Source organism: Mesorhizobium wenxiniae, from assembly GCF_002284535.1.
Classification (GTDB): domain Bacteria; phylum Pseudomonadota; class Alphaproteobacteria; order Rhizobiales; family Rhizobiaceae; genus Mesorhizobium; species Mesorhizobium wenxiniae.
In genome coordinates, this window is record NZ_NPKH01000010.1 from 1 (window position 1) to 21,935 (window position 21,935).

Sequence of the window (21,935 nt, forward strand, 5' to 3'; positions counted from 1 at the left end):
CGCTCCTTGCGCCGCTTCTGGCGTTCCTCGGTGATCGCGGGCTCAGGTTCGGCGGCACGCCGTTTGATGGCTTCGCGCTCCTTGCGCCGCTTCTGGCGTTCCTCGGTGATCGCCGGCTCGGGTTCGGCGGCACGCCGTTTGACGGTTTCGCGCTCCTTGCGCCGCTTCTGGCGTTCCTCGGTGATCGCGGGCTCAGGTTCGGCGGCACGCCGTTTGATGGCTTCGCGCTCCTTGCGCCGCTTCTGGCGTTCCTCGGTGATCGCCGGCTCGGGTTCGGCGGCACGCCGTTTGACGGTTTCGCGCTCCTTGCGCCGCTTCTGGCGTTCCTCGGTGATCGCGGGCTCAGGTTCGGCGGCACGCCGTTTGATGGCTTCGCGCTCCCGCGCCGCAGGCCGCTTGGCCCGCTCGCGCTGCGCCGGCCTTTCTGCCTGGGGAGTCCGCTGCTCGTCGCGTTTGGCCCCCTTTCTCTTCTTCCTGCGCAGCAGCTCTTCCTCTTCGGACGACTGGGCTTGGGCCAGAATGACGGGTGCCGCGAGCGGCTGGGCGTCGCGCGAAAGTGCGGGAAGCGGAGCAGGCGTCAATGTGAGGCCGACCGTGGCACCCACAAGAATCCGAAAATGACGTTTCATCTGGACAATGATTCCGTAGAGCAGTCCCTTGCGCATCCCCAACCTTGAAACAGGTAATATTGTTCCCAATCGGTCGGTTGCCGGGCGCTTCGGGGCGTTTTTCAGTCGAGAATATGTCCAGGGCGCGGCGCTTCACCGGTCGCAGCCGGGAATGGCGAGAAGCGCGACGCTTTGATGAGTTTCACGGGACCGCTGTCGATGATCATCGATCGTCAAGAACGAAAAACAATGTTGGACCTCTGCGTCCGGCGTCGCGAGCGACACTGGAAAATGCCAATCTCGCACCCACGTCCAAGCGACCTTTGTCTTTCCGGAAAGCTCGATGACGGTCAGATCTTTGACAATGATCGGCCGATACCGTTCTACTATGTTCGCCCGCAGCGACGTCGAACCGCTAACCCCTGTGTGGTACTTGCCGCGGAGCAACACGAAGGCCGGCTAACGGATCGGAGAGGCGACCGACAGGGTCACCTCGATGTTGGTCCGGAATTGGCGCTAGTTGCTCTTTCCGATTGACCTCCTAAAAATCGGCGCGGGAAGGTCGCAGAAGAGTGGATAGCTGCAGTCCGTTTAGGCCGGCTATGTATCGTCTGAGGTCAGCTGGAAGGCGTGAAGTGAAGGCGGCCGAGAACAGGCCCGGGTCGATGCGGTTCATCAGCAGGTCAGCCAGCGCCCGCCCGGCACGCCGTGATCATAGGGCAAGTAGCGGCGCAGGAAGTTGAGACGCGCCGCGCCCCAATCGGCAATGAGATCATAGTCGTCGCAGTCGCAGATCGTGCCGCAGACAACCAGAAGCAGGACTCCGGCAGCGGATGCGCCACCCGCCATGGCTCGCGCGGGTCTTCGATCGAGGCGAAATGCTCCAGAAGCGCCTTCAGGCGCGGCTTCTCAAATCCTTCGAGGGCGGCAAGGGGCATGGCAGGGCTCTGAATCGAAGCCCCATGGAAATCAGATCAACCGCAATTCCTAAAGCCCGTTAACCCGAGTTCGCAGCCCTGTGTCCAACTTCCCCGAGATTGCTCCCAGCGGTTGTCGGTGCTAAATTTGGTAGAAGCAGCCGCACTGATATGTCCGAGTGCGCCGCCCGCCGCCGCCGATGTGTTCTTGGAATGGCCTAAAGAGTGGCAGGGTTTGGAGACCGGGACGATGAGCTTGACGCGCCGCGATGTCTTGATCGCCGGGAGTGTGGGGTTTGCCGGGGTTTCGCTCTTCTCGCTGCAGAGCGCGCGCGCGAACGATGAAGCGCTGGATCTCGTCGAACAGCTCACCGGACGGACGGCCACGGTGTCGGATCGCCTGCACCTGATAATGCCGACGGACTTCCCGACCGGCTATACCGTGCCCATGAGCCTTTACATCGACAGCCCAATGACTGAGGCCGACCATGTGAGGCAAATGCGCGTGTTCGCGCCGCGGAACCCGCTTATCGAAGTCGCCAGTTTCCATTTCGTCCCCCAACGCAGTCTACCTCGCGTGTCGACACGCATCCGTCTTGCCAGACCGCAACATGTCATCGCTGTTGTCGAAATGAATGACGGCAATTTGCTGATGACCACGACGTTCGTCCGTGTCGCCACGGATGGCTGTGCCTGAGATCGGAGAGAGACAGTGACCACCCCGACACCACGCGTGATCGTGCCGAGCGCCGCGGCGAAGGGAGAGATTTTTCAGGTCAAGACCATCATCAGCCATGAGATGGAAACAGGGCTGCGCCATGATGATCAAGGCAATGTGATCCCGCGCAAGATCATCAACAAGTTTGTCTGCCGCTACAACGAAACCGTGGTGTTCAGTGTCGATCTCCACGAGGCGATTTCGGCCAACCCGTTCTTCGAATTTTCCTTGCGCGCGACGGAGAGCGGCCGGCTCGATTTCGTTTGGGAAGAAGATGGCGGTGCCGTCTTTGCGTTGTCGCACCAGCTCACGGTCGATTGAGGTGGTGGCGCAATTCAGCTGCGCGAATTGATGTGAAGAGCTGGGCAGGAGCGTGACCCGAAAACTCCGAAACAGACGGGTATTCAGCATGCGCCCCGTCGCGAGATCTGCGATTGCCGCGGGCCTCGTGCTGCTCGTCAGCCAATCCGGCGCGGCGGAGGAGGCCGATCAAGGCGCTCAACTCGCCTCGACCTGTGCGTCCTGCCATCGCCTCGATGGCGGCGGCACAATCATTCCCAGCATCATCGGGCTTGGTGAGGAGAGGCTCACCAACGCCCTGCTTGCCTACCGGGCGAGCCAGAGTCCAAATCACATCATGCACGCTATCGCGCTGTCGCTCAACGACGAGGAGATCGCGAGCGTCGCGCGCTATGTCGCAGCGCAGGGAAAGTAACGCGCCATGAAATCCTGGACGCGTCGCGAGTTCGGCCGCCTCACCGGAGCAGCATTGCTAACGGCGCTCAACCAGCCGAAGGCGCGGGGTCAGGCGAAGGCGCGTGTCGTCGTGATCGGTGGCGGAATCGGCGGCGCAACGGTCGCCAAATATCTCGCCGCCACCGCCACGGCTATCGAAGTGACCCTGGTTGAACCGCGGCAGAGCTACGCGACCTGTTTCTTCAGCAATCTCTATCTCGCCGGGCTGCGCCCGTTCGAATCGCTCAGTCATGGTTATGAAGCGCTGGCAAAACAATATGGCATCACCGTCATTCATGAGTCCGCCGCGGCGATTCACCCAGCGGTGAAAACCGTTGCGCTGAACAACGGTTCGAAGCTCAGCTACGACCGTCTCGTTGTTGCGCCAGGCATCGCATTCAGGGATCGGGCGCTTAACGGCTATGACGAAGCGGCGATGGAGATCATGCCGCACGCCTGGAATGCAGGGCAGCAAACCAGGCTGTTGCGCCAGCAACTGGAAAGCATGGAGGACGGCGGGCTGTTCGTGCTCGTTGCTCCGCCGAATCCGTTTCGCTGCCCGCCAGCCCCCTACGAGCGCGCTTCGCTCGTCGCATCCTATTTCCAGCGCCGCAAACCCAAGGCCAAAATTCTGATCCTGGATGCGAAAGACAGCTTCAACGCGCAGGACCTGTTCCAGGACGCTTGGAACCGCCACTATCCGGGAATGATCGAATGGCTACCGGCCCAGTTCACTGGCGGGGTCACAGCGATCGACGCGAAGACCCGGTCGGTGATCACCGAGGGAGCAACATTCAAGGCCGCGGTGGCCAATGTCATCCCGGCTCAAATGGCCGGGCGCTTGGCGCAGCAGGCAGGGCTCGCCAATCAGTCGGGCTGGTGTCCGGTTGATCCGGTCACCTTCGAATCGGCGCTGCAGCCCGGCGTCCATCTGGTCGGCGACGCGATCATCGGCTGGGATATGCCGAAATCCGCCTTCTGCGCCAACAGCCAGGCCAAAGCCTGCGCCTTTGCTATCGCGGCCGATCTCACCGGATCAGCGCGTTTCCCGGCGCATTTGTTCAACACCTGCTACACCTATCTCGCCCCGGACGATGCGTTCAGCAACGCCATCAGCTTCAAGCCCGTCGACGGGAAGCTCAAGAGCGTCATTAGCTTTATCAGCAAGGTCGAGGAAAGCTCCGAGGTCCGCCGGCAGGCTGCGCGCGCGGCGGAAGGCTGGTATGACGCGTTCACGCACGACGTGTTTGGCTGAAACGAAACTCAACTCCGTTCGACGGCCGGGCCGGCCATTGCGGAAATGCCGGCATCATGCTGGGTACGCTCCGCCTTGGCACCGGATCGTTGCTCCGGGATCAGCGCTGGAACAGGATCGGGCAGCCGCTCCAGCCGAAGCGAATTCACCACCACGAGAATGCTCGAGCCGGCCATGACCGCCGCCGCAAGGATCGGCTGCAGAAGTCCGAATGCTGCGAACGTCAGGGCGACGAGGTTGTAGCCGAACGCCCACATAAGGTTGGTCAAAATGGTCCTGCGGGCCGCGCGGGCCACGTCGACGATCCAGGGCAGCATCCACAATCCGTCAGCAGGCAGCACGAGCGCCGCAGTCTCGCGGGCGAGATCGGTGGCGGAGCCGACGGCGATACCGACATCTGCGGCGGCCAGGACCGGCCCGTCATTCAGTCCATCGCCGACCATCGCCACCGAACCGTGGTCATGGCGGATCCGATCCAGGGCCAGCCGTTTGGCCTCCGGCGAAAGGCCCGCTTGGATGTCCTTGATCCCGACCAGGGCCGCGATCCGCTCCGCCGCTTGCGCCAAGTCGCCGGTCAACAGCGTGGCGTCGAGCCCGCGCTCACGCAGGGCCGCGATCGCGGCCTGCGCCTCGGGAAGCGGTGAATCATCGAGTGACAGCACGGCGTGAACCTGCTCGCCCCAACCGAGATAGACCACCGAATAACCGCTCGCCTCCAGCGACCGCGCGCGCTCGGCAAGCGACGGGGGAAGCGGCCAGCCCAGATCATTCATCAGTCTGCCGTTCCCTGCCCCCACGGGGCGGCCTTCAGCACTGCCTCGGACGCCACGGCCGGGAACCGTCCGGACATCGCGGGTGACGAGCGGCGTGATGCCCCGCTGAGCGGCGGCTGCCGCGATGGCCCGCGCCAGACCATGCTCGGAAAGGCGCTCCAGACCGGCAGCGCGCGCCAGTACTTCGTCGATGCCGACCTCCTCGCAGTCGACGCCGACGAGACGCGCTTTGCCCGCCGTCAGAGTGCCGGTCTTGTCGAAGGCGAGCAGCCGGACACGCGCGAGGGTCTCGAGCACGCCGGGGTCGCGGACGAGGCAGCCGTGCCGCGCCAGCCGGCCGATGCCGAGTGATGTCGCCATCGGAGCAGCGAGGCCGACGGCACAAGGACAAGCAACCACCAGTACCGAGAGGCCAATCAGCAACGCCCCATCGAACGGCAATGACTGCGCCCAGTAAACGATCGTCAGCCCGCCGAGGGCGAGGACGAGCGGCACGGACACGCCAACGATCCGATCGGCAAGTCGCTGGGTTGGACTGCGACGGCCCAGCGCTTCGCGCACCGACCGGCAAATCCCCGCCCAGCGGGTTGCAGTTCCGTCACCGCTGCTTTGGATCAGGAGCGGGCCGTCGATATTGATACTGCCGGCAATCACCTTGGAGCCGGCGCCCTTTGTCACTTGCCGGCTTTCTCCGGTAATCACGGCTTCATCGGTGTTCGATTCCCCCTCGACAACCACGCCGTCGACCGGAATGCGCTCGCCTGGCCGGACCCGCACCAGCATGCCGGCCGACACCTCCCGCACCGGACGGCGGATCTCTGCCGCGCCATCGACCACGGTCGCGCTCTCGCTTTCTGCGGCCAGAAGAGGTTCGAGGTCGCGCGCCGCCCTGGCGCGGCCAACAGCCTCGAGATAGCGGCCAGCGGTGAATAGCATCAGTACCATCACGGCGGTGTCGAAATAGACATGCGTGCTGCCCTCGAACACGGCAAATGCCGAATAGAGGTAAGCGGCAGCGACGCCAAGCACGATGAGTGCCGACGACGTCACTCGTCCCTGAATGCCATTGAGCCACATTTCGCGCAGATAGGGTCCGCCGAGAATCACCACCGCCGGCGTCGCGAAGATCCAGAGCAAAAGGTGAATCCACGGCAGCACGCCCGCATCGACGCCGGTGAACGCGTCCGAATAGAGGAGGAGGCTGAACATCATGATATTCATGGAGAGAAAGCCTCCCACGCCGAGCTGGATCAGAAGCCATGCGGCTTCCCACTCTTCGTGTCTGCCGCTCTTCACCTGAAAGGCGATGCAACAGCCGTAGCAGCAGAACGCGCAAGCCTCACCGTTGAGCCTGCGCTCCATCGGGCGCAGGCCGACGGGCAGCGAACAATGGCTACAGAGGAAATCGCCATGCGCAGTCATGCGGGATGTCCGCCCAGCCAGGCAAGGCCGATATGCGCGTCGGAAGGCAGGAGACCACGGCCGAGCGTGATGAGACCGAGCAAAAGAATAAAGCCACCAGCCAGCCGCACGCCGCGCCGCCGCCAGGCTGGCCCGAGTATCCGGCCAACGCCGCCCATCATCAACATCGCGGGGAAGGTTCCCAGTCCGAACCATGCCATGACGAGAAACCCGGGAAGCGCTCCGGCGGTGCTCGCCGCCTGGGCGGCGAAGGCATAGACCAGGGGACATGGCAGGAAGCCGTTGAAAACGCCAAAGGCGAGCGGTGCGGCGCTGCTCCGGGCGGCCAACAGACCGCGCAGGGACAATGCAAATGTGCTGCCGCCAAATCCGATCGCAAGGCGATGAAAGACCTGCAGCAAGCCGAAGAACTGCAACGCCATGGCAATCATTAGCAGGCCAGCGACGGTCGCGAGAATTCGTTGGGCGATGTCTAGGGAGCCGTTCAAGAGCGGCGCCGTTAGACCTTGCGTGGTGCAGATGACCTGACCGATCGCACCCGCGAGCCCGCCCAGAAAGCAATAGGTTGTCAATCGGCCGGTATTATAGAGCAGGTGGCGAAGGATCGTTGCGCCTCCGCCTCGCTGATCGCGGCCCAGTGCGCAGGCAAAGCCGCCGCACATGCCGATGCAATGAAAGCTGCCTGCAAATCCAGCGGCGAAGATCACGAGGTAGTAGATCATTGGTGTTTTCGCAGCGCCGCGTCCGCGCCGCTATTGCCGCACAAGATAGACAAGATAGATGATAAAGCCGACGGTGCAGCCGCCATAGATGAGGAAGCCAAGCATCTGCGGCAAGCCGACGTCAGCGAGCTGGAAAACGGTGTCCTGTAGCATCCGCTGCTCCTATGTTAGCCGAAATAAAGACGAAGCACGTTTGTCGCCACCTCGAAGGCCAGGAAAATGAGGTTCAATGCGGCGACCCCAAGAAGAATTCTGGCTACCAACATCTCCATCACTCCTGCCTAACCAGCCTTGCGACAGTCTTCTTAGAACAGACGGCCGGGACCGAGCCCGCCCCAATAGACATACATGTAATACAGCCCCCAGGCGAACAGCAGGCAGTAGACGACGAGAAGCCATATGGGAATGAATCCCACACGCGCCTGTATCAGGCCGCCGGCATAGTCTTCCAGTTCAGGGTGCGAGCTTTGACGCACTTCCAGTTCCGGATGCGTCGGGCTCTCCGGATCGCTGCTCTGCAGATCGCTCATTTTCCATTTCCCTTTCAAAAAACCCGTTGGCGGCCTTGTCGGTGCCGCTCAACGCGCCGGATAGGACACCCCAGATGAACAAGAACAGGGCCGCCAGGCTCATCATCATGGCGCCCGCATAGGGTCCGGTAACTTCAAAACCGAGCATGGCTATCCTCCTGCGGGCGCCTGTTCCTCGCCAGGCGGCGCTGGCGGGCCGGACGCCGGCACCGACGGATCGGGCACATAGGCTCGCTCAGGCTTGTCAGCGACCAGTTCCAGATCGTTCAGCGCCGCGCGGGCCTCCTTCTTGATCGAGAGCGGCTGCAGCGAAAGCGGGTCTTTATAGGCGGAAAGCGCCACCACGAAATAGGAAAGCGCCCACCGGTCCTCGTCCGGAAGGGAATCCCGATAGGATGGCATCGGCGTGCCGCTGAGGCCCGTAGTTATCGTCCGGAAGATGTCTTCGACGGCCGGGCCAGACTTGAACTGGCCGCTGGTGAGGTCGGCCGGCACGGTGGCGAACCCGAGATCATCCTTGAGGCCGGCAGCCTTCTCGCCGTCGCCCTTGCCACCTTGGCCGTGGCACTCCCAGCACTTCGCCACCTGCCAAACCTCCTTGCCACGGTCCAGCATCGTCTGCGACGGGGCCGGCGGGCGCCCGATATACAACGGTGGGCCAGGCGGTTCCTCGACGAAGAAAGCGTAAGGACTGGCGGGGTCGGAACGGTCAACCGCTAGTTCATACTTGATGTATTGGATCACCGCCAGCCGATCGTTCAGCGGCAGTTCGTACCACGGGGGCATTGCCGTGCCGCGGATGCCGCGAGTAATGGTGCGCAGCATGTCACCGTCCGTGGGCAGGGGCTCCTTTGTCAACCTGAACTTGAAGACTGCTGACGTGAAGTCCCTGGGCCGCTGGTTAAACATAAAGGTGGCGGCCGGCCCGTTGCCGTCGCCTTTGGCACCGTGGCAACCGATGCAGCGGCGTTCATAGACTTCCTTGCCATAGGCAATCCATTCCTCGGAGCGCGGCATCGTCGCATCCATGACCTCCAGGCTCTGCGGCTCGAAAAGATCGCGCCATTTACCCCGGTTCATGCCGAGCTTCTGGACATAGGAAACGAGCGCCGCCACCGATTCCGTCTCCGCCGCGATGCTGACGGTTTCTCCTGTGTATTCGTCGTTCGGCGTCAGGATGATCGGCTTTCTTTCGCGCGCCTTCAGCGGCACGAACAGCAACCCATATGCATTCGGCGTCAGCTGGATCGCTTGCTGGCTGTCGAAGTCGAACAGGCCTTGGGTGACCTCTGTCCTTTCCAGGGTCCGATTGCCAGTGCCGTCGTCAACGATACGGACGGCTGCATCGGGTTCGTGGAAGAGGCCGCGATACGGCGCCATTATCGAGTCCGGCACCAGCATCCGCGGATTGTAGAAGTGCGCCAGGTGCCATTCGTCGCTGTATTTCAGGCCGACGCGCGTCAGGTCCGGCCCGATCCGGCGTGTGCCTAACAGGTGCGGCACGTCATAGGCGTATTCGCCCGCCTCGCTGACCGGTCCCCAGCGGCGGATCTCGCCGGTCACCGGCCGCACGAATTGCGAATGGCAATACCAGCAGCCTTCGCGCAGGTAAATGTTGCGGCCGCGACGCTGCTGCTCGGTGTAGTCCGTCGCCTCTGAAACCGTCCATTTCAGCTGGCCGAAATCCGTGCGCACCACCGAGGTCACGCGCGTAGTTCGCGAGGACGGCTCCACGAAGGGCAGCACGCCCTGCGTGATCACCGCAAGGGTGATGCAGAAGACGCCGGCGAACAGCGCGAAGAAGCGAACGTTCACTGCGCGGGCCCTCCGGCCGGGGCCGGGATAGGCGCCTCCACCGGCCCGCGGACGCGTCGCGCCTCAGCCGCCGGGCTGGTCAGTGCGGTCAGCATCAGATTCACGACCAGCAGCGACATACCGATATCCATGCTGATGCCTGCCAGGGTCCGCGCCAGCCAGTAGGGCTTCACCCAGACGAGCGAGTCGAGCCATTCGACCCCATTCATCCATTGATAACCCTGCTGCAGCCCGCCCGCTGTGAGGACCAGGCCCATGGTCGCGATGCCGACGGTGATCAGCCAGAACGACCAGTTGCCGAGCTTGAAGGACCAAAGTTCGCGCCCGAACAGCCGCGGCCAAGTATAGACGAGACCCCCCATCGCCCAGACGACGAAGGTGCCGAACACGGTGAGATGCGAATGCGAGATGACGAAATCGGTGAAATGGGTCGGCTGCTGCAGCTGCCGCAGCGCCTCGGTGGAGCCTTGGAAGCAGCCGACGAGATACATGAGGGAGCCCATGATCAGGAACTTCGCCGGCAGGTTCCTGCCGAACTCATGCCACTTGCCCATCATGGTGCCAAAGAAGTTCACCAGCACCGTCCACACCGGAATGATCAGCAGCATCGACGTGACGACGGCCAAGGTCTCGGCCCAGTCCGCGATTGGGCTGTAGAGGTAATGGTGGATGCCGACGAACGGGTAGAACAATGCCAGGGACCAGAAGCCTACCAGCGAGAGCTTATGGGCATAGAGCGGATTTCGCGCGCTGATCGGCAGGAAATAGTAGATGATCACGTAGCCCGCGGGCGTTAGCCACAGCCCGACGATGTAGTGGAGATAGAGGCCATGGAAGGCGGCGCTGTTGATGCCCGAGATCGTGTACGGCAGGATGAAGCTTCCAAGCACGAAGTTCATCGTCGTCCACACGAAAGTGGCGATCAAGTACCATAGCGCGACATAGATCGCCGGCTCGAGCCTTCGACTGATCGTGATCAGGAATTGCGCGGTAGCAACAGCCACTACGATGAAGAACGCGACCTTCGCGTAGAGCGGAAACTCTCCGGCTTCCAAACCGTCACTGTCGCCGAACAGCAAGCCGACCAAACCGGCAAGCGTTGCGACGTTCCAGACCCATGCGAGAAGAACCGACCACTCCGACCATATCACCCGCACCCCCGACAGACGCGGCACGAGATAATAGCAAAGGCCGATGAAAAGCGTCGAGAAGGCGCCGAAGATGACACCGTTGACGTGGACCGGGCGCAGCCGGCCGAAGGTAAGCTCGAGGTTTCCCGATCCAAGATAGTCGGGATAGTTGAAGGTGCTCGAGATCAAGACGCCGACGGATGGCGTCACCATCAGCCAGAACATGCCGAAATAAAGCCAGGTCCGCACTACCCGGTTGTCGACCAACGCATCCAGATCCACATTCGCGAACTTGCCGCGCAACTCCATCCCAGTCTCTGCCAACGCATAGACCTCCCCGCGCGGTTCCCGGGCCGCACGACTGCTTCAACCCCACCCATCGAGGTGTCATCCCGATGGACGCGCTCCCGTGAAGCCGATGCCCCGGCTATCGACGAGACTAGTACTTGCCTGGCACCAACACCGAGCCGGTGTTCGACCAGGTGATGTACGCCTCGAGCGCCTTCATCGCCTCCGATTCGGGATCGATCTTCTCGCCCTGGTTCGGTTTCTCGATGCACCAGTTGATCATGTCGCGCAGTGTCGCGAACTTGGCCATCGACTGCTGGAACTTCGGGAACGCCTGCGGGTGGGTATCGGAGGCCATCGGATGGCACATGGCGCAGGCCCACCCGGTGGTCGACAGCTTGACGCCCAACTGCTCCGCCATCGCCGCATCACCGTGGAACAGGAGGTCTCCCTTCCTGACCTCCTCCATGAACGCTTCTTGATAGAGTTTCAGCTGCTTTGGCGTCACCGGGTCCTTGTTGGCACTGGCCGGTCCGATGACGACGGAAGCTGCGACGACTGCTCCGGCGATGGTGGAACGCGTCAGAATACAGAGGAATGTCGATGTGTTTATCATAGCCACCCCCTTTATGGATTTGCCCACGGGTACTGATTGTCGGCAACGCGTGGCCGTATGACTTCCTCAATGCTCTTGTCGTGGTCCTCCGGCGACTGGACGAACACCTCCTTGCGGCCCCACATGATGTACTCGACATCGACCTTGTCGTCGGCGTTGACGCTCACGGTTTCCCAACCGACTCCGTCGAAGGGATCGCCCGGATCGACACGGATCATCGGCTTGGTCAGCTTGGGCACGCCTTCCGGCGCATAGGGCCACGGCCAGGAGGTCGCCAGCATGCCGATCGAGCGCATGCTGCCGATCTCGTTGTAGAGCACCTGGTGCACGTGACCGTGGATGTTGGTGACCTTGGTATAAGGCTTCAGCACGTCATTCACTTCGCGCCAGTCGCGCACCCAGAAGTTCCAGGGCGGGTAGTACTCGTACAGCGGATTATGGCTGAAGATGACGATCGGTTTGGACTTATCCCAGTCGGCGAGTGTCTTCTGCATCCAGTCGAGTTGCTCGCGGCCGACGCCGGCCCACGCGCCGGCGACCGTGCCGTCGAGGGTAGCCATGTGGCCCATGCGCTCCTCTGGCGTCATCTTCTTCGCTGTCCAGTAGTCTGGTCCCCGGCTGACCGTATCGAGCCCGATAAAGCGCACGCCTTTGTGATCGAAGGTCCAGTTGGGTTGGCCGAACAACTCGCCCCACTTCTTGCCCATATCCAGATACCAGTCATGCTCGCCCGGGATGTAATACTTCTTGATCTTCAGATCCTTGAGGAGCTCAACACCAAGCTCAAGTTCCTCGATCTTTCCGAGCTGGGCCAGGTCGCCGCCGAAGATCAGGAAGTCGGCCGGCGGATCCATGGCCTGGACCTCTTGCACGGCGCGCACCACCTTATCGACGAAGCGCGTGTTGAGGGACCTCTCGTAGAGATGGGTGTCTGAAATCCAGGCAAACTTGAAGGGCGCTTCGGCGGCATGAGCGACGTCGATGGTGTTGAGCAGCGGCCACCACGCGAAGGTCTGGCCGACGGAAGCAGCGCCGAACAGCAGCGATCTGTGAATGAAGGTGCGGCGGGTGATTTGGAGCGAGTCGTCGGGGCGTACTCCAGGCGGCTGCAGCACCGCATGCATTTCGCGCCGAATGCGGTCAAGCTCGTCAGACATCAGGGTTCCTCCTCAGTCCTGACCGTTTCTTAAAGCGTCGGTCTTCTCGCAGGAACGCGGCCCTGTTGAATCAGTGGGTCGCCCATTTTCTTATTTTTTCAGTTCGATCGTCAGGCTGGTGGCCTTATTCTCCTCTACTTTTACGGGCTGCTCGATGGGCCCGGTGAAAGGGTGGATCGCCACGAGCTTGTAATCCCCAGGCGGAACATCGGTTATGCTGAACTTGCCATCGGCGCCGGTGACCGCGTGGTAGGGATTGTCCACCACATAGACCCAGCCTTCCATCCAGCCATGTGCGTCGCAGTCGATGCGGACAGTGCCGGCCCGCTTCAGTTCGACGGGTATCCGCTGGCCCTTATTGGGCAGCGCCAGGTTGAAGGCGGTGCGCTTGCCATAATATCCGTGGGTGTTGTGGAGTATTGGGTCGCTGTTGACCACCTCCAGCGAACCGGCCGGTATCATCTGAACAGCGGGCTCAAAGCGACACTTAAGATTGTTAAGCTCAGGCAGCTTTCCGGGCTCCGGCCAAGCCTTTCCCTTTGCCACGTCGATCAGCTGCACCGCCGCGTTCAGCACGGCCTGATCGCTGCCGACTTCGATCAGCGGCTCCTCGCGGGGGTCGCCGCACACCTCGATATCCTTGGTGGGGATGATCTTTGTTGTCGGCACGTCGCCGCGGTAGACGATCGTACCCTCGATCGTTCCGCCTCCCGCGACCGAACCCACTTCGTAGGCTTGTACAGGCGCGGACATCGACGCACCGAAAGCAATCGCCGCCAGCCCGCTCATCAATTCGCGAATCGTCATGGACGCCACCTCCTTCATTAGGATGAGGGGCAACTTTCAAAAATAGGGCCAAACCAGTACCATGTCTAGCCATTCCGTAAAAAAATATGATAAGGTTCGGCAGTTTAGGCGAGTTTGCTAATTGCAAACGTCGCGGGGTTTGCAGCGTCTTTCTCGAGGTACCGGAGGTACTTGATGAGCCGACGGCATGAACTCCTCGCTCCGGGCCTACGGGCCCCCATATCCCGTTTCTGCATCATATTCGCAGCGGCCCTGTTGATCTGCCCACCGGTCGCGCGGACTGACACGCCCGTGACGGTCGGTGGCTCATTCATGCTTACGGCGCCGGACGGAACGACGGTCACGGATGAGACTTATCGCGGCAAATGGCTGCTGGTTTTCTTCGGCTATACGTCTTGCCCCGACATCTGTCCGACGACGCTGTCCTCAATCGCCGCGGCGATTGAGGAACTCGGCCCCGACGCCGCAAAACTGCAACCGCTCTTCATCACCGTCGATCCCGAACGCGACACGCCTGAGGTGATGGGAAGCTTTACCGCGGCGTTCGATCCGCGGATCGTCGGGCTGACCGGCAGCCCGCAACAGATCGCTGCGGTTTCAAAGGCATATGGCGCCTATGGCGTGGCGCGCCAGGGGGAAACGGGCGGTGACGACTACCTAATGGATCATGGCACCTACATCTACATCATGAACCCACAGGGGCAATTCGTGGTGGGTCTAGACTCTGACACACCAAGCAGCGGTATTGCCGCTAGGTTGGGTGAATTGGTGCGATGACACGAGCCCTGGGATGACGGAGATCACGATTATGCAGATGATCAATGCATAGAAGTTGGCATCCGGAAGGAGAGCGGCCATGCAAAGGCATACAAAGGAAGCTTCGGAGCTTAAGGCATTGATCCTCGCGGATCTTCATAAGGAGCCGGGATGCGAGCACGTCACCGATTTTGTGATTCAGCGGCTCGAAACCAAGGAGAACGGGGCAAACTGGACTGTCAAATATCTGGATCCCAATCAAGATAAGGTCTGCGAGACGATTCTGATAAACATAGCGCGAATGCTGCAGCTCAACTTCGACCTTCCTGAACGCGGGTCGTGAGGGACGATGCGAGCAGGATCCGCGCGCATCGCGCTTCGACATAATTCGGATGCAAGCAGGGGAATCGGGCGATGGCGGAACCCACAGCGTTGCACACCGGCAAACGTGGCGGCGTAAAGAACGTCATTGCGCTGCCGCAATTTGGACCTCCGATGACCGGAGATGCGGGCGATAAGGCCGATGGGCAAGGCCGTATCTTAGGGCCAGGCAATATGAGTTATGACGGTTTCTTTGCAGATGCGATCGCGCGTCTGCAGGAGGAACGGCGCTACCGTGTGTTCGCGGACCTTGAGCGCCTCGCCGGACGCTTTCCCAATGCCGTGTGGCATTCCCCGCATGGACCGAAGGACGTCGTGATCTGGTGCTCCAACGACTATCTCGGGATGGGACAACACCCAAAAGTGGTCGCCGCCATGGTGGAGACTGCTACCCGCCTGGGAACGGGGGCCGGCGGGACGCGCAATATCTCCGGTACCAGCCATCCGCTCCTAGAGCTCGAGAGCGAGCTTGCCGATCTTCACGGCAAGGAGGCGGCGCTGGTCTTTACGTCCGGCTATGTTTCGAATCAGACTGGCATCTCGACCATCGCCAAGCTGATCCCCGGTTGTCTGATCCTGTCCGATGCGCTCAACCACAATTCGATGATCGAGGGCATCCGCCACTCCGGTGCGGAGAAGAGCATCTTCCGCCACAACGACGTCGATCACCTCGAGGAATTGTTGAAGGCGGCGGGTCCGGACCGGCCAAAACTCATCGTCTTCGAAAGTCTCTATTCGATGGGCGGCGACGTCGCGCCAATCAATCGCATTTGCGAAATCGCCGATCGGTACGGCGCAATGACCTATCTCGACGAGGTCCATGCTGTGGGCATGTACGGCCCTCGCGGCGCCGGCATCGCCGCGCGCGACGGCGCCATGAACCGGATCGATGTGATCGAAGGCACGCTCGCCAAGGCCTTCGGCTGCCTCGGCGGCTATATCACGGGAAGTGCTGTGCTGATCGATGCGGTTCGTTCCTATGCTCCGGGTTTCATCTTCACCACTGCGTTGCCGCCGGCGATCTGCGCAGCGGCCACAGCGGCGATCCGGCATCTGAAAACCTCGCAGCGGGAGCGCAAGCGCCAGCAGGACCGCGTCCGGCGGGTCAAGGCGGCGCTGGGTGCCGCTGCGCTGCCGGTCATCCTGAGCGACACCCATATCGTTCCGGTGGCAGTCGGCGATCCGGCGCATTGCAAAGCGGCGAGCGACCTGCTGCTGAGCGATCACGACATCTATATCCAGCCGATCAATTATCCGACCGTGGCGAAGGGAACTGAGCGGCTGCGCATCACGCCGACACCTTGTCATGAGGACATCATGATTGATCGGCTCGCAGCAGCTTTGTTCGATGTCTGGAATCGGCTCGGGCTGCCTCGGGACAATCTCGCCTGAGCGGCCGAATGAAGCTTCGCCGTTCCCCGAAGATTAGGTCTTAAGGATCAAGGAAATGGCTGCCAAGGAGATCATGTTTTCGTTCGAGGCTCGCGACAGAATGCTGCGCGGCATTGACACCCTGGCGAATGCGGTGAGCGTCACGCTTGGCCCGCGGGGGCGCAACGTCGCGATCGGCAGGGAGCACGGCGCGCCGCGGGTCACGAAGGACGGCGTGACCGTCGCCAGGGAAATCGAACTCGACAACAAGTTCGAGAATATGGGCGCCCAGATGGTGCGTGAGATAGCAACAAAAACCTCCTATCAGGCCGGCGACGGCACGACCACCGCCGTCGTGCTCGCGCATGCGATCGCCCGGGAGGGCGCCAAGGCGGTGGCCGCCGGCATGAATCCCATGGACCTGAAGCGCGGCATCGATCTCGCGGTCGAAGCCGTCGTCGCGGAACTCAAAAACAAAGCCACGAAGGTCACCTCGAACGTCGAGATTGCGCAAGTCGGCACCATCTCGGCCAACGGCGACAGGGAGATCGGCCGCTGCCTCGCCGACGCCATGAAGAGGGTCGGCAATGACGGCGTGATCACTGTCGAGGACGGGACGTCGCTCGAAACCGAACTCGAATTCGTCGAGGGCATGCAGTTCGACCGCGGCTATATCTCGCCCCATTTCATCACCAATCGCGCAAAGATGCGGGTCGAGATGCAGGATGCCTATGTCCTCATCAGCGAGAAGAAACTGTCCAGTCTGAACGAAATACTGCCGCTGCTGGAGAAGGTGGTGCAGGCCGGCAAGCCGCTGCTCATCATCGCCGATGATGTCGAGAGTGAGGTGATGGCGGCGCTGGTGGTCAACAAGTTGCGCGGCGCTCTCAAGGTTGCAGCCGTGAAGGCGCCGGCCTACGGAAACCTCCGCAAGGCGATGCTGCAGGATCTCGCACTGATGACCGGCGCAACGGTGATCTCGGAGGATTTGGGCATCAAGCTCGAGCATGCTTCCCTCGATATGCTCGGGCGCACCAAGAAGGTGATGATCGACAAGGCAAACACCACGATTGTCGGCGGCGCCGGCAAGCGGGAAAGGATCGAGGCCCGCATCGCCGAGATCAAGCTCGAGCTTGCGGAAACCACCTCCGATTTCGACCGCGAGAAGCTCCAGGAGCGGCTGGCCAGGCTCGCCGGTGGCGTCGCCGTTATCCGGGTCGGCGGTGCAACCGAGGTCCAGGTCAGGGAGAAGAAGGATCGCATCGATGACGCGATGAACGCGACAAGAGCCGCGGTTGCAGAGGGCATTCTCCCCGGCGGTGGGGTCGCCTTGCTGCGCGCCGGCAGGGCGCTCAAGAAGCTCAAGGGCAGCAACGAGGACCAGCAGGTCGGCATCGCGATCGTCAGGAAGGCGATCACCTGGCCGGCTCGGCAAATCGCGATCAATGCCGGCCTGGAAGGCTCCGTCGTCATCGCCGGGATCCTCGAAAACGACGACAACGCCTATGGCTACGATGCCCAATCGGGCGTGTACGGGGATCTGGTGTCAAAGGGCATCATCGACCCGGCCAAAGTGGTGCGAACGGCGCTCCAGGGCGCAGCCTCGGTGGCAGGCCTCCTCATCATGACGGAGGCCATGGTGGCCGAAGTGCCTGGCCCGCCGCCGCCGGAGCTTCCCGGTCACGAGCATCATCATCACGATATGAATTTGGATTTTTGACCGCTTCGCGGTCGTAATCCGGGCTCGCGGCAATCAACAATGATCTCGTCCGCTATCGAGGTGAGACAAATCGTCGAGGATCACGGCATCCAAGGTCGGCTCATGGCGCGAAGTTGCCGACCGAGATGGGTCAAAGTGGCATAATTCGCCATCTGGAGCTGGAGCGAAGTCAATAGAAATGGGGCGATTGAGAGGGATATCTCTAGGTCGCGACCAAAAAGGCCGGAGCAGTCGGCCTCGATGCCCTTAGGCAATGGATCATCAACGATCAAAAACGCGCCATCTTGGCTTGGATCGAAAAACCACCAAAACGGCCTATCCAAGCCCCTTAAAACAGCAGAGTCGTGGACTGTGCAATCGAGTGGGAGTAGAGGAAAATCGGCATACGCAGATTTGGCGGGCTGTTGCCCGCCGTCCGCGCCTACTCTCTGGTCGACCCTAACTGGTTCGCGCTCCTTTCCAAGCAGCTTGGTCGATCTGAACGCGATGTGCGGTGGAGAACTACGGTCAGTCTGCGATGCCAAGGCCCGCTTTCCTCAGCGAGCCGAGGAAAAAATCGACATCTTGCGAACGGGCCAACCGCACCGAAACCGCCTGGCGCATGTTCTTCACCAACTCAGGTTGATTTTGGTTCAGCCATGCGACCTCGCGATCAGCCTCGATTTTGTATCCTCCCTCGCCGAAAATGGCAGCGGCAAGCAAATGATAGACCGGATTCGACGGAAATGGCGATTTCTTGATCCACATAGCTGCCTGCGGATAATCCCCGCTGAAATAGGAGCAAAGAGCCAGATCCACCTCGTAGTAGGCTGACCCTGGGTTCTTCTGACGCGCTTCCGCGATCAACTGGCATCCCTCATGCCAATTTCCGGAAACCGCCAGGCGCTCTCCATATTCGCCCATAAACTCGGCGTCGTTCGGATTGATGGTCAAAGTCTGCTTGCCCACTTTCAATGCGGCGTCGATCTCCTTGTGGTAATAGAGCGCAACCATTTCTGCCTGGCGTCCCCGGATGTTGACAGGGTCAACCCCCACAGATCGCCTTGCCGCCACCAAGGCGCGCTCGAGCGCAGCGGCGGACTCTGCGGGGTCATCTGAAAACTCGAATCGATAGTCATCTATGTAGATCAGCGAAAGAAGACCCCAGGCGGTGGCGTAGGTCGGAAAGCGGTCCACCGCCTTCTCAAGGCACGCGCGTACCGATGAACGGCTTTCTGCATCGACACCGACCCGATATGCGTAGAAAGAAAGCGTGCAAGAGTAGGCGGCCCAATCGTCGGGCGGATTGTCGACGTGGAGATTGGCGTCTGCCTGGAAGATGACGCCATATGCCTGGACCAGGCTCGAGGATACATTGCGCGCGATGTCCGTCTGGGCTTCCACAAGCTCCGCCACTTTCAGCCCGCCATCATAGCTTTCGGCCCACAGAACCGAGTTGTCCGCCCGGTTGAGCAGCCGGACCCGAAGCCGGAAGGCATCGGTCGACAGATTCACGCTTCCGGCCAGGACAAATCGTGGTGGCGAGATCGACGGATCCTCCCCCTTTGCGGCCGACTCCACGACCACGATGTCCTTGAACTTGGAAAGCTGGCTGACGACTTCCTGCTTCAATCCACTCGCGATGGCCGTCGCGGCGTGAGTGCCGTTCAGATCGTCAAATGTCTCGACCAGCAGTCGCGGAATCTCAGGCGAAGTTGGGCGGACGCCGCCACTCGCCAATCCCAATGCCAGAACAGCCAATGCCGCGACGGTAGCCGCGAGAACCACTGTCAGCCATGATGCCTTCATCCATCGAGGAGGAGTCGGGACTTTCTCTGCCCACTCAACCGGCAAGGCCGGCCCAATGATCTCGGCGGGCGATCGCGCCGAGAACGTTGGAACGTAACCGCCTTTCGGAATCGTGATGAGAATCGGATCGGCGTGTCCGGCAGTCAGGTAGTAACGCTCGAGCCCGCGCCGGAGGTGGCCAGCCTCGATGCGGACAATCGGATCCGTCTGCGGGTCGAAGGACATATCGCGGCCGAACACTTCGACTGCGATTGAATAGGCCTTGATACGATCACCGCGACCGGCCAGCGTCTCCTCCACCACATGGCTGAGGAAGCGGCGCTCGCGACCGGTTGCATCGAAGTCCGCGCTGTTGAGGATCAGGGCAAGCTGGGCACGACAATCCTCTGGGGCGAGCCCATGCCCCCTCCCTATGGCTGGTTGCGCCCGGATCACCTTGGTTCTCTCACCTGACGTTCTGGGGGTGACCACTCCCAGTTATATTTCATTTTCGCCGGTTACCCTCGCTGCGTAGTTTATATCCGCGAGCCTGTTCTTGCAATACTCCTAGTAGTCTGAACGGATAACGCTGGGATGACGGCGACGACGGTTCGCGCAATGCGCCGGCGGATGACAACGGATCAAATAGTTAGGCGGCCTCGCCGGCAGCGCAATTTGAATTTGCGATTTTACAGGCTTGGTGCCGACCGAACTCGCTACGGATGGTTCAGAAATTACCCTGTCGCCCACGTAACTTACATTCCGTAGCCGCCTCCATAGGATAGGCTACGGTGGTCCCGGGAAACACGAATCTGCGCCATGAGGATGGACGACGAACCGGCTGATAGACAAAGAGCGGTCTCGGCGGCAGTCCGTCGGTTCCCGCAATTTGAATTGCCGATCCATCGGCTGATGGACCGAAGTGAGGGCTTTCAGGATATGTGCGAGGAACTTGCTGAAGCGGAGCTCGCACTCTCGAGGATCGACGAGGTCCCGCCGGCATTGCGCGAGTCCAGACGAGCCGAATGGCAGGAACTGGTGGATCGGCTGGTTGGGGAAGTCGGAGCCGTGCTGCACGCGGACGCAGCCCGCAAATCGCGTGTCATTCCTTGGCCGCCACGGTGAGCGGCCAGAACTAAGCGGAGGCTGGGTTGGAATTTCTGTCTGGCAATCGACCTCTGCAAACTATGGCAGCCTTGCTCCCGGCCCTGCTTGTCGTCACGGCCGCGTGGGCCCAGGATAACACCCAGGACCTCGCCAAGAAGCTATCTAATCCGATCGCCTCGCTGATCAGCGTGCCGTTCCAGGTCAATTACGACAGCGGCTATGGCCCGAACGATGGTGACAAAGCCTACGTCAACGTGCAGCCGGTCATCCCGATCACGCTCAACGACAACTGGAACCTGATATCGCGCACCATCTTGCCGATTGCCTGGCAGCACGACATTGCAGGACCATCCGGCGACCAGTCCGGGCTCGGCGACATAACCCAAAGCCTGTTCTTCTCGCCTTCCCAACCCACGGCGAACGGGATCATCTGGGGTGTCGGTCCGGTGTTTCTGTTGCCCACTGCGACTGACGAGTTGCTTGGCGGGAAAAAATGGGGGGCGGGACCGACCGCCGTCGTCTTGAAGCAATTCGATGGGTGGACGGTCGGTATGCTGGCCAACCATATCTGGTCATTTGCAGGCGACAGCGACCGCAGCGATATAAATTCCACTTTCCTGCAGCCTTTCGTCTCTTACACGACGAAGGATGCCTGGACCTTCACGCTCAATACCGAGAGTGCCTACAATTGGGAAGCGCATCAATGGTCGGTCCCGATCAACGTCCAGGTCTCGAAGCTGGTTGTGATCGACAAGCAGCCAATCAGCCTGAGCGCGGGCGTGCGCTACTGGGCCGAGAGCCCGGACGGCGGGCCTGAAGGATTCGGTTTCCGCACCGGCGTTACACTTCTGTTTCCAAAGAAATGAAGCCGGCACCGCTAGGAAAATTCAGAAGCGAGCCACGATGACCTGGCGGACAAATAAATATTTCGTGCTATCTTCGCGACCCGAAAGCCAATTGGCAGAAGATACTAGATGCTACGCGCTCTTCGGTGACATCACTTATCAACGCTTCGGAGAGGGCTCCAGGCAAAATGGCCAATCGTAAGGGCGAAACTTTAGGCGCCGCCGCAATATTGATGATCGCCGGTCCAACGATATCGACCGTCCTGGGCTACCGGGTGCTCGACACCGATTATCAGGACGGCGGCTTCAGCTACAACGCAACCCGGCACGGATTGTTTTCGAGCGTCGCATTCCGCTTTTAGGACGGCTTCGGAAACGAGGGGGAGAGTTTTGGGAAATTGTCTTGTGAACCTGTTCAAAATCAGGCGTATCAGCAACGTCTTGTTGGTGTCGGCGTTGGTCGGCTTGCTTTTGGGGTGCGCGTCCCGTCCGACG

At 61.0% G+C, this 21,935-nt stretch carries 20 protein-coding genes and 2 pseudogenes; 9 read left to right on the plus strand and 13 right to left on the minus strand.

Annotation, left to right across the window (positions count from 1 at the left end):
• Positions 1–629 (minus strand): annotated as a pseudogene (locus tag CIT31_RS02245) (hypothetical protein); the annotation flags it as partial.
• Between the two features lie 610 nt (positions 630–1,239).
• Positions 1,240–1,546: pseudogene (locus CIT31_RS02250) on the minus strand (transposase family protein); the annotation flags it as partial.
• A gap of 229 nt (positions 1,547–1,775) precedes the next feature.
• Here CIT31_RS02250 and CIT31_RS02255 point away from each other — a divergent pair.
• The 4 genes from CIT31_RS02255 (at position 1,776) to CIT31_RS02270 (ending at position 4,233) form a co-directional block, all read left to right on the plus strand.
• Positions 1,776–2,222 (plus strand): thiosulfate oxidation carrier protein SoxY, encoded by a 447-nt coding sequence (locus tag CIT31_RS02255; RefSeq protein ID WP_095517293.1) that lies wholly within the window; start codon positions 1,776–1,778, stop codon positions 2,220–2,222.
• A 15-nt stretch (positions 2,223–2,237) separates the two neighbouring features.
• The gene (gene soxZ, locus CIT31_RS02260; protein WP_206073319.1) at positions 2,238–2,564 is read left to right on the plus strand and encodes a thiosulfate oxidation carrier complex protein SoxZ; all 327 of its coding nucleotides are present in this window, start codon (positions 2,238–2,240) and stop codon (positions 2,562–2,564) included.
• Between the two features lie 88 nt (positions 2,565–2,652).
• Positions 2,653–2,958 carry a c-type cytochrome gene (locus tag CIT31_RS02265; protein WP_095517294.1) on the plus strand — a complete coding sequence of 102 codons (306 nt, stop codon included), beginning with the start codon at positions 2,653–2,655 and terminating at the stop codon, positions 2,956–2,958.
• Between the two features lie 6 nt (positions 2,959–2,964).
• A complete protein-coding gene (locus CIT31_RS02270; protein WP_095517295.1) occupies positions 2,965–4,233 on the plus strand; it encodes an NAD(P)/FAD-dependent oxidoreductase in 1,269 nt (422 codons plus the stop codon).
• Positions 4,234–4,241: 8 nt separating this feature from the next.
• Here CIT31_RS02270 and CIT31_RS02275 read toward each other — a convergent pair whose 3' ends face one another.
• The 9 genes from CIT31_RS02275 to CIT31_RS02315 all read right to left on the minus strand — a co-directional run bounded on the left by CIT31_RS02275 (position 4,242) and on the right by CIT31_RS02315 (position 13,475).
• Complete coding sequence (locus CIT31_RS02275) at positions 4,242–6,368, minus strand: heavy metal translocating P-type ATPase (RefSeq protein ID WP_095517306.1); 2,127 nt, start codon at positions 6,366–6,368, stop codon at positions 4,242–4,244.
• Between the two features lie 56 nt (positions 6,369–6,424).
• Positions 6,425–7,150 carry a sulfite exporter TauE/SafE family protein gene (locus CIT31_RS02280; protein WP_095517296.1) on the minus strand — a complete coding sequence of 242 codons (726 nt, stop codon included), beginning with the start codon at positions 7,148–7,150 and terminating at the stop codon, positions 6,425–6,427.
• Between the two features lie 30 nt (positions 7,151–7,180).
• The gene (locus tag CIT31_RS35660; RefSeq protein ID WP_280950298.1) at positions 7,181–7,303 is read right to left on the minus strand and encodes a hypothetical protein; all 123 of its coding nucleotides are present in this window, start codon (positions 7,301–7,303) and stop codon (positions 7,181–7,183) included.
• Between the two features lie 152 nt (positions 7,304–7,455).
• Positions 7,456–7,680, minus strand: coding sequence for a hypothetical protein (locus tag CIT31_RS02285; RefSeq protein WP_065007038.1), 225 nt, complete (start codon positions 7,678–7,680; stop codon positions 7,456–7,458).
• 150 nt (positions 7,681–7,830) lie between these two features.
• Entirely contained in the window at positions 7,831–9,495 is a 1,665-nt protein-coding gene (locus CIT31_RS02295) for a cbb3-type cytochrome c oxidase subunit II (RefSeq protein ID WP_095517297.1), read from the minus strand.
• Positions 9,492–10,934 carry a cbb3-type cytochrome c oxidase subunit I gene (locus CIT31_RS02300; protein WP_095517298.1) on the minus strand — a complete coding sequence of 481 codons (1,443 nt, stop codon included), beginning with the start codon at positions 10,932–10,934 and terminating at the stop codon, positions 9,492–9,494. Before CIT31_RS02300 ends, CIT31_RS02295 begins: the two co-directional genes overlap by 4 nt.
• A 130-nt stretch (positions 10,935–11,064) precedes the next feature.
• Positions 11,065–11,529, minus strand: a complete 465-nt coding sequence (locus CIT31_RS02305) for a c-type cytochrome (RefSeq protein WP_245316084.1) — start codon at positions 11,527–11,529, stop codon at positions 11,065–11,067.
• An 11-nt stretch (positions 11,530–11,540) separates the two neighbouring features.
• The gene (locus tag CIT31_RS02310; RefSeq protein WP_095517299.1) at positions 11,541–12,686 is read right to left on the minus strand and encodes a metallophosphoesterase family protein; all 1,146 of its coding nucleotides are present in this window, start codon (positions 12,684–12,686) and stop codon (positions 11,541–11,543) included.
• A gap of 90 nt (positions 12,687–12,776) precedes the next feature.
• A complete protein-coding gene (locus CIT31_RS02315; RefSeq protein ID WP_425350551.1) occupies positions 12,777–13,475 on the minus strand; it encodes a hypothetical protein in 699 nt (232 codons plus the stop codon).
• Between the two features lie 192 nt (positions 13,476–13,667).
• Here CIT31_RS02315 and CIT31_RS02320 point away from each other — a divergent pair, with 192 nt between their 5' ends.
• The 4 genes from CIT31_RS02320 (at position 13,668) to groL (ending at position 17,721) form a co-directional block, all read left to right on the plus strand.
• Positions 13,668–14,270, plus strand: coding sequence for an SCO family protein (locus tag CIT31_RS02320; RefSeq protein WP_095517300.1), 603 nt, complete (start codon positions 13,668–13,670; stop codon positions 14,268–14,270).
• A gap of 79 nt (positions 14,271–14,349) precedes the next feature.
• Positions 14,350–14,592, plus strand: coding sequence for a hypothetical protein (locus CIT31_RS02325; RefSeq protein ID WP_027154144.1), 243 nt, complete (start codon positions 14,350–14,352; stop codon positions 14,590–14,592).
• A 212-nt stretch (positions 14,593–14,804) separates the two neighbouring features.
• Positions 14,805–16,022, plus strand: coding sequence for a 5-aminolevulinate synthase (gene hemA, locus CIT31_RS02330; RefSeq protein ID WP_095517309.1), 1,218 nt, complete (start codon positions 14,805–14,807; stop codon positions 16,020–16,022).
• A 55-nt stretch (positions 16,023–16,077) separates the two neighbouring features.
• The gene (groL, locus tag CIT31_RS02335) at positions 16,078–17,721 is read left to right on the plus strand and encodes a chaperonin GroEL (RefSeq protein ID WP_095517301.1); all 1,644 of its coding nucleotides are present in this window, start codon (positions 16,078–16,080) and stop codon (positions 17,719–17,721) included.
• Between the two features lie 507 nt (positions 17,722–18,228).
• Here groL and CIT31_RS02345 read toward each other — a convergent pair.
• A complete protein-coding gene (locus CIT31_RS02345; protein WP_095517303.1) occupies positions 18,229–19,944 on the minus strand; it encodes a hypothetical protein in 1,716 nt (571 codons plus the stop codon).
• Positions 19,945–20,675: 731 nt separating this feature from the next.
• Here CIT31_RS02345 and CIT31_RS02355 point away from each other — a divergent pair.
• Positions 20,676–21,461, plus strand: a complete 786-nt coding sequence (locus tag CIT31_RS02355) for a hypothetical protein (protein ID WP_095517304.1) — start codon at positions 20,676–20,678, stop codon at positions 21,459–21,461.
• Between the two features lie 191 nt (positions 21,462–21,652).
• On the opposite strand, the gene CIT31_RS34595 is transcribed toward CIT31_RS02355, so the two are convergent.
• Positions 21,653–21,935: hypothetical protein (locus tag CIT31_RS34595; protein WP_206073320.1), on the minus strand; the 283-nt coding region annotated here is incomplete at its 5' end.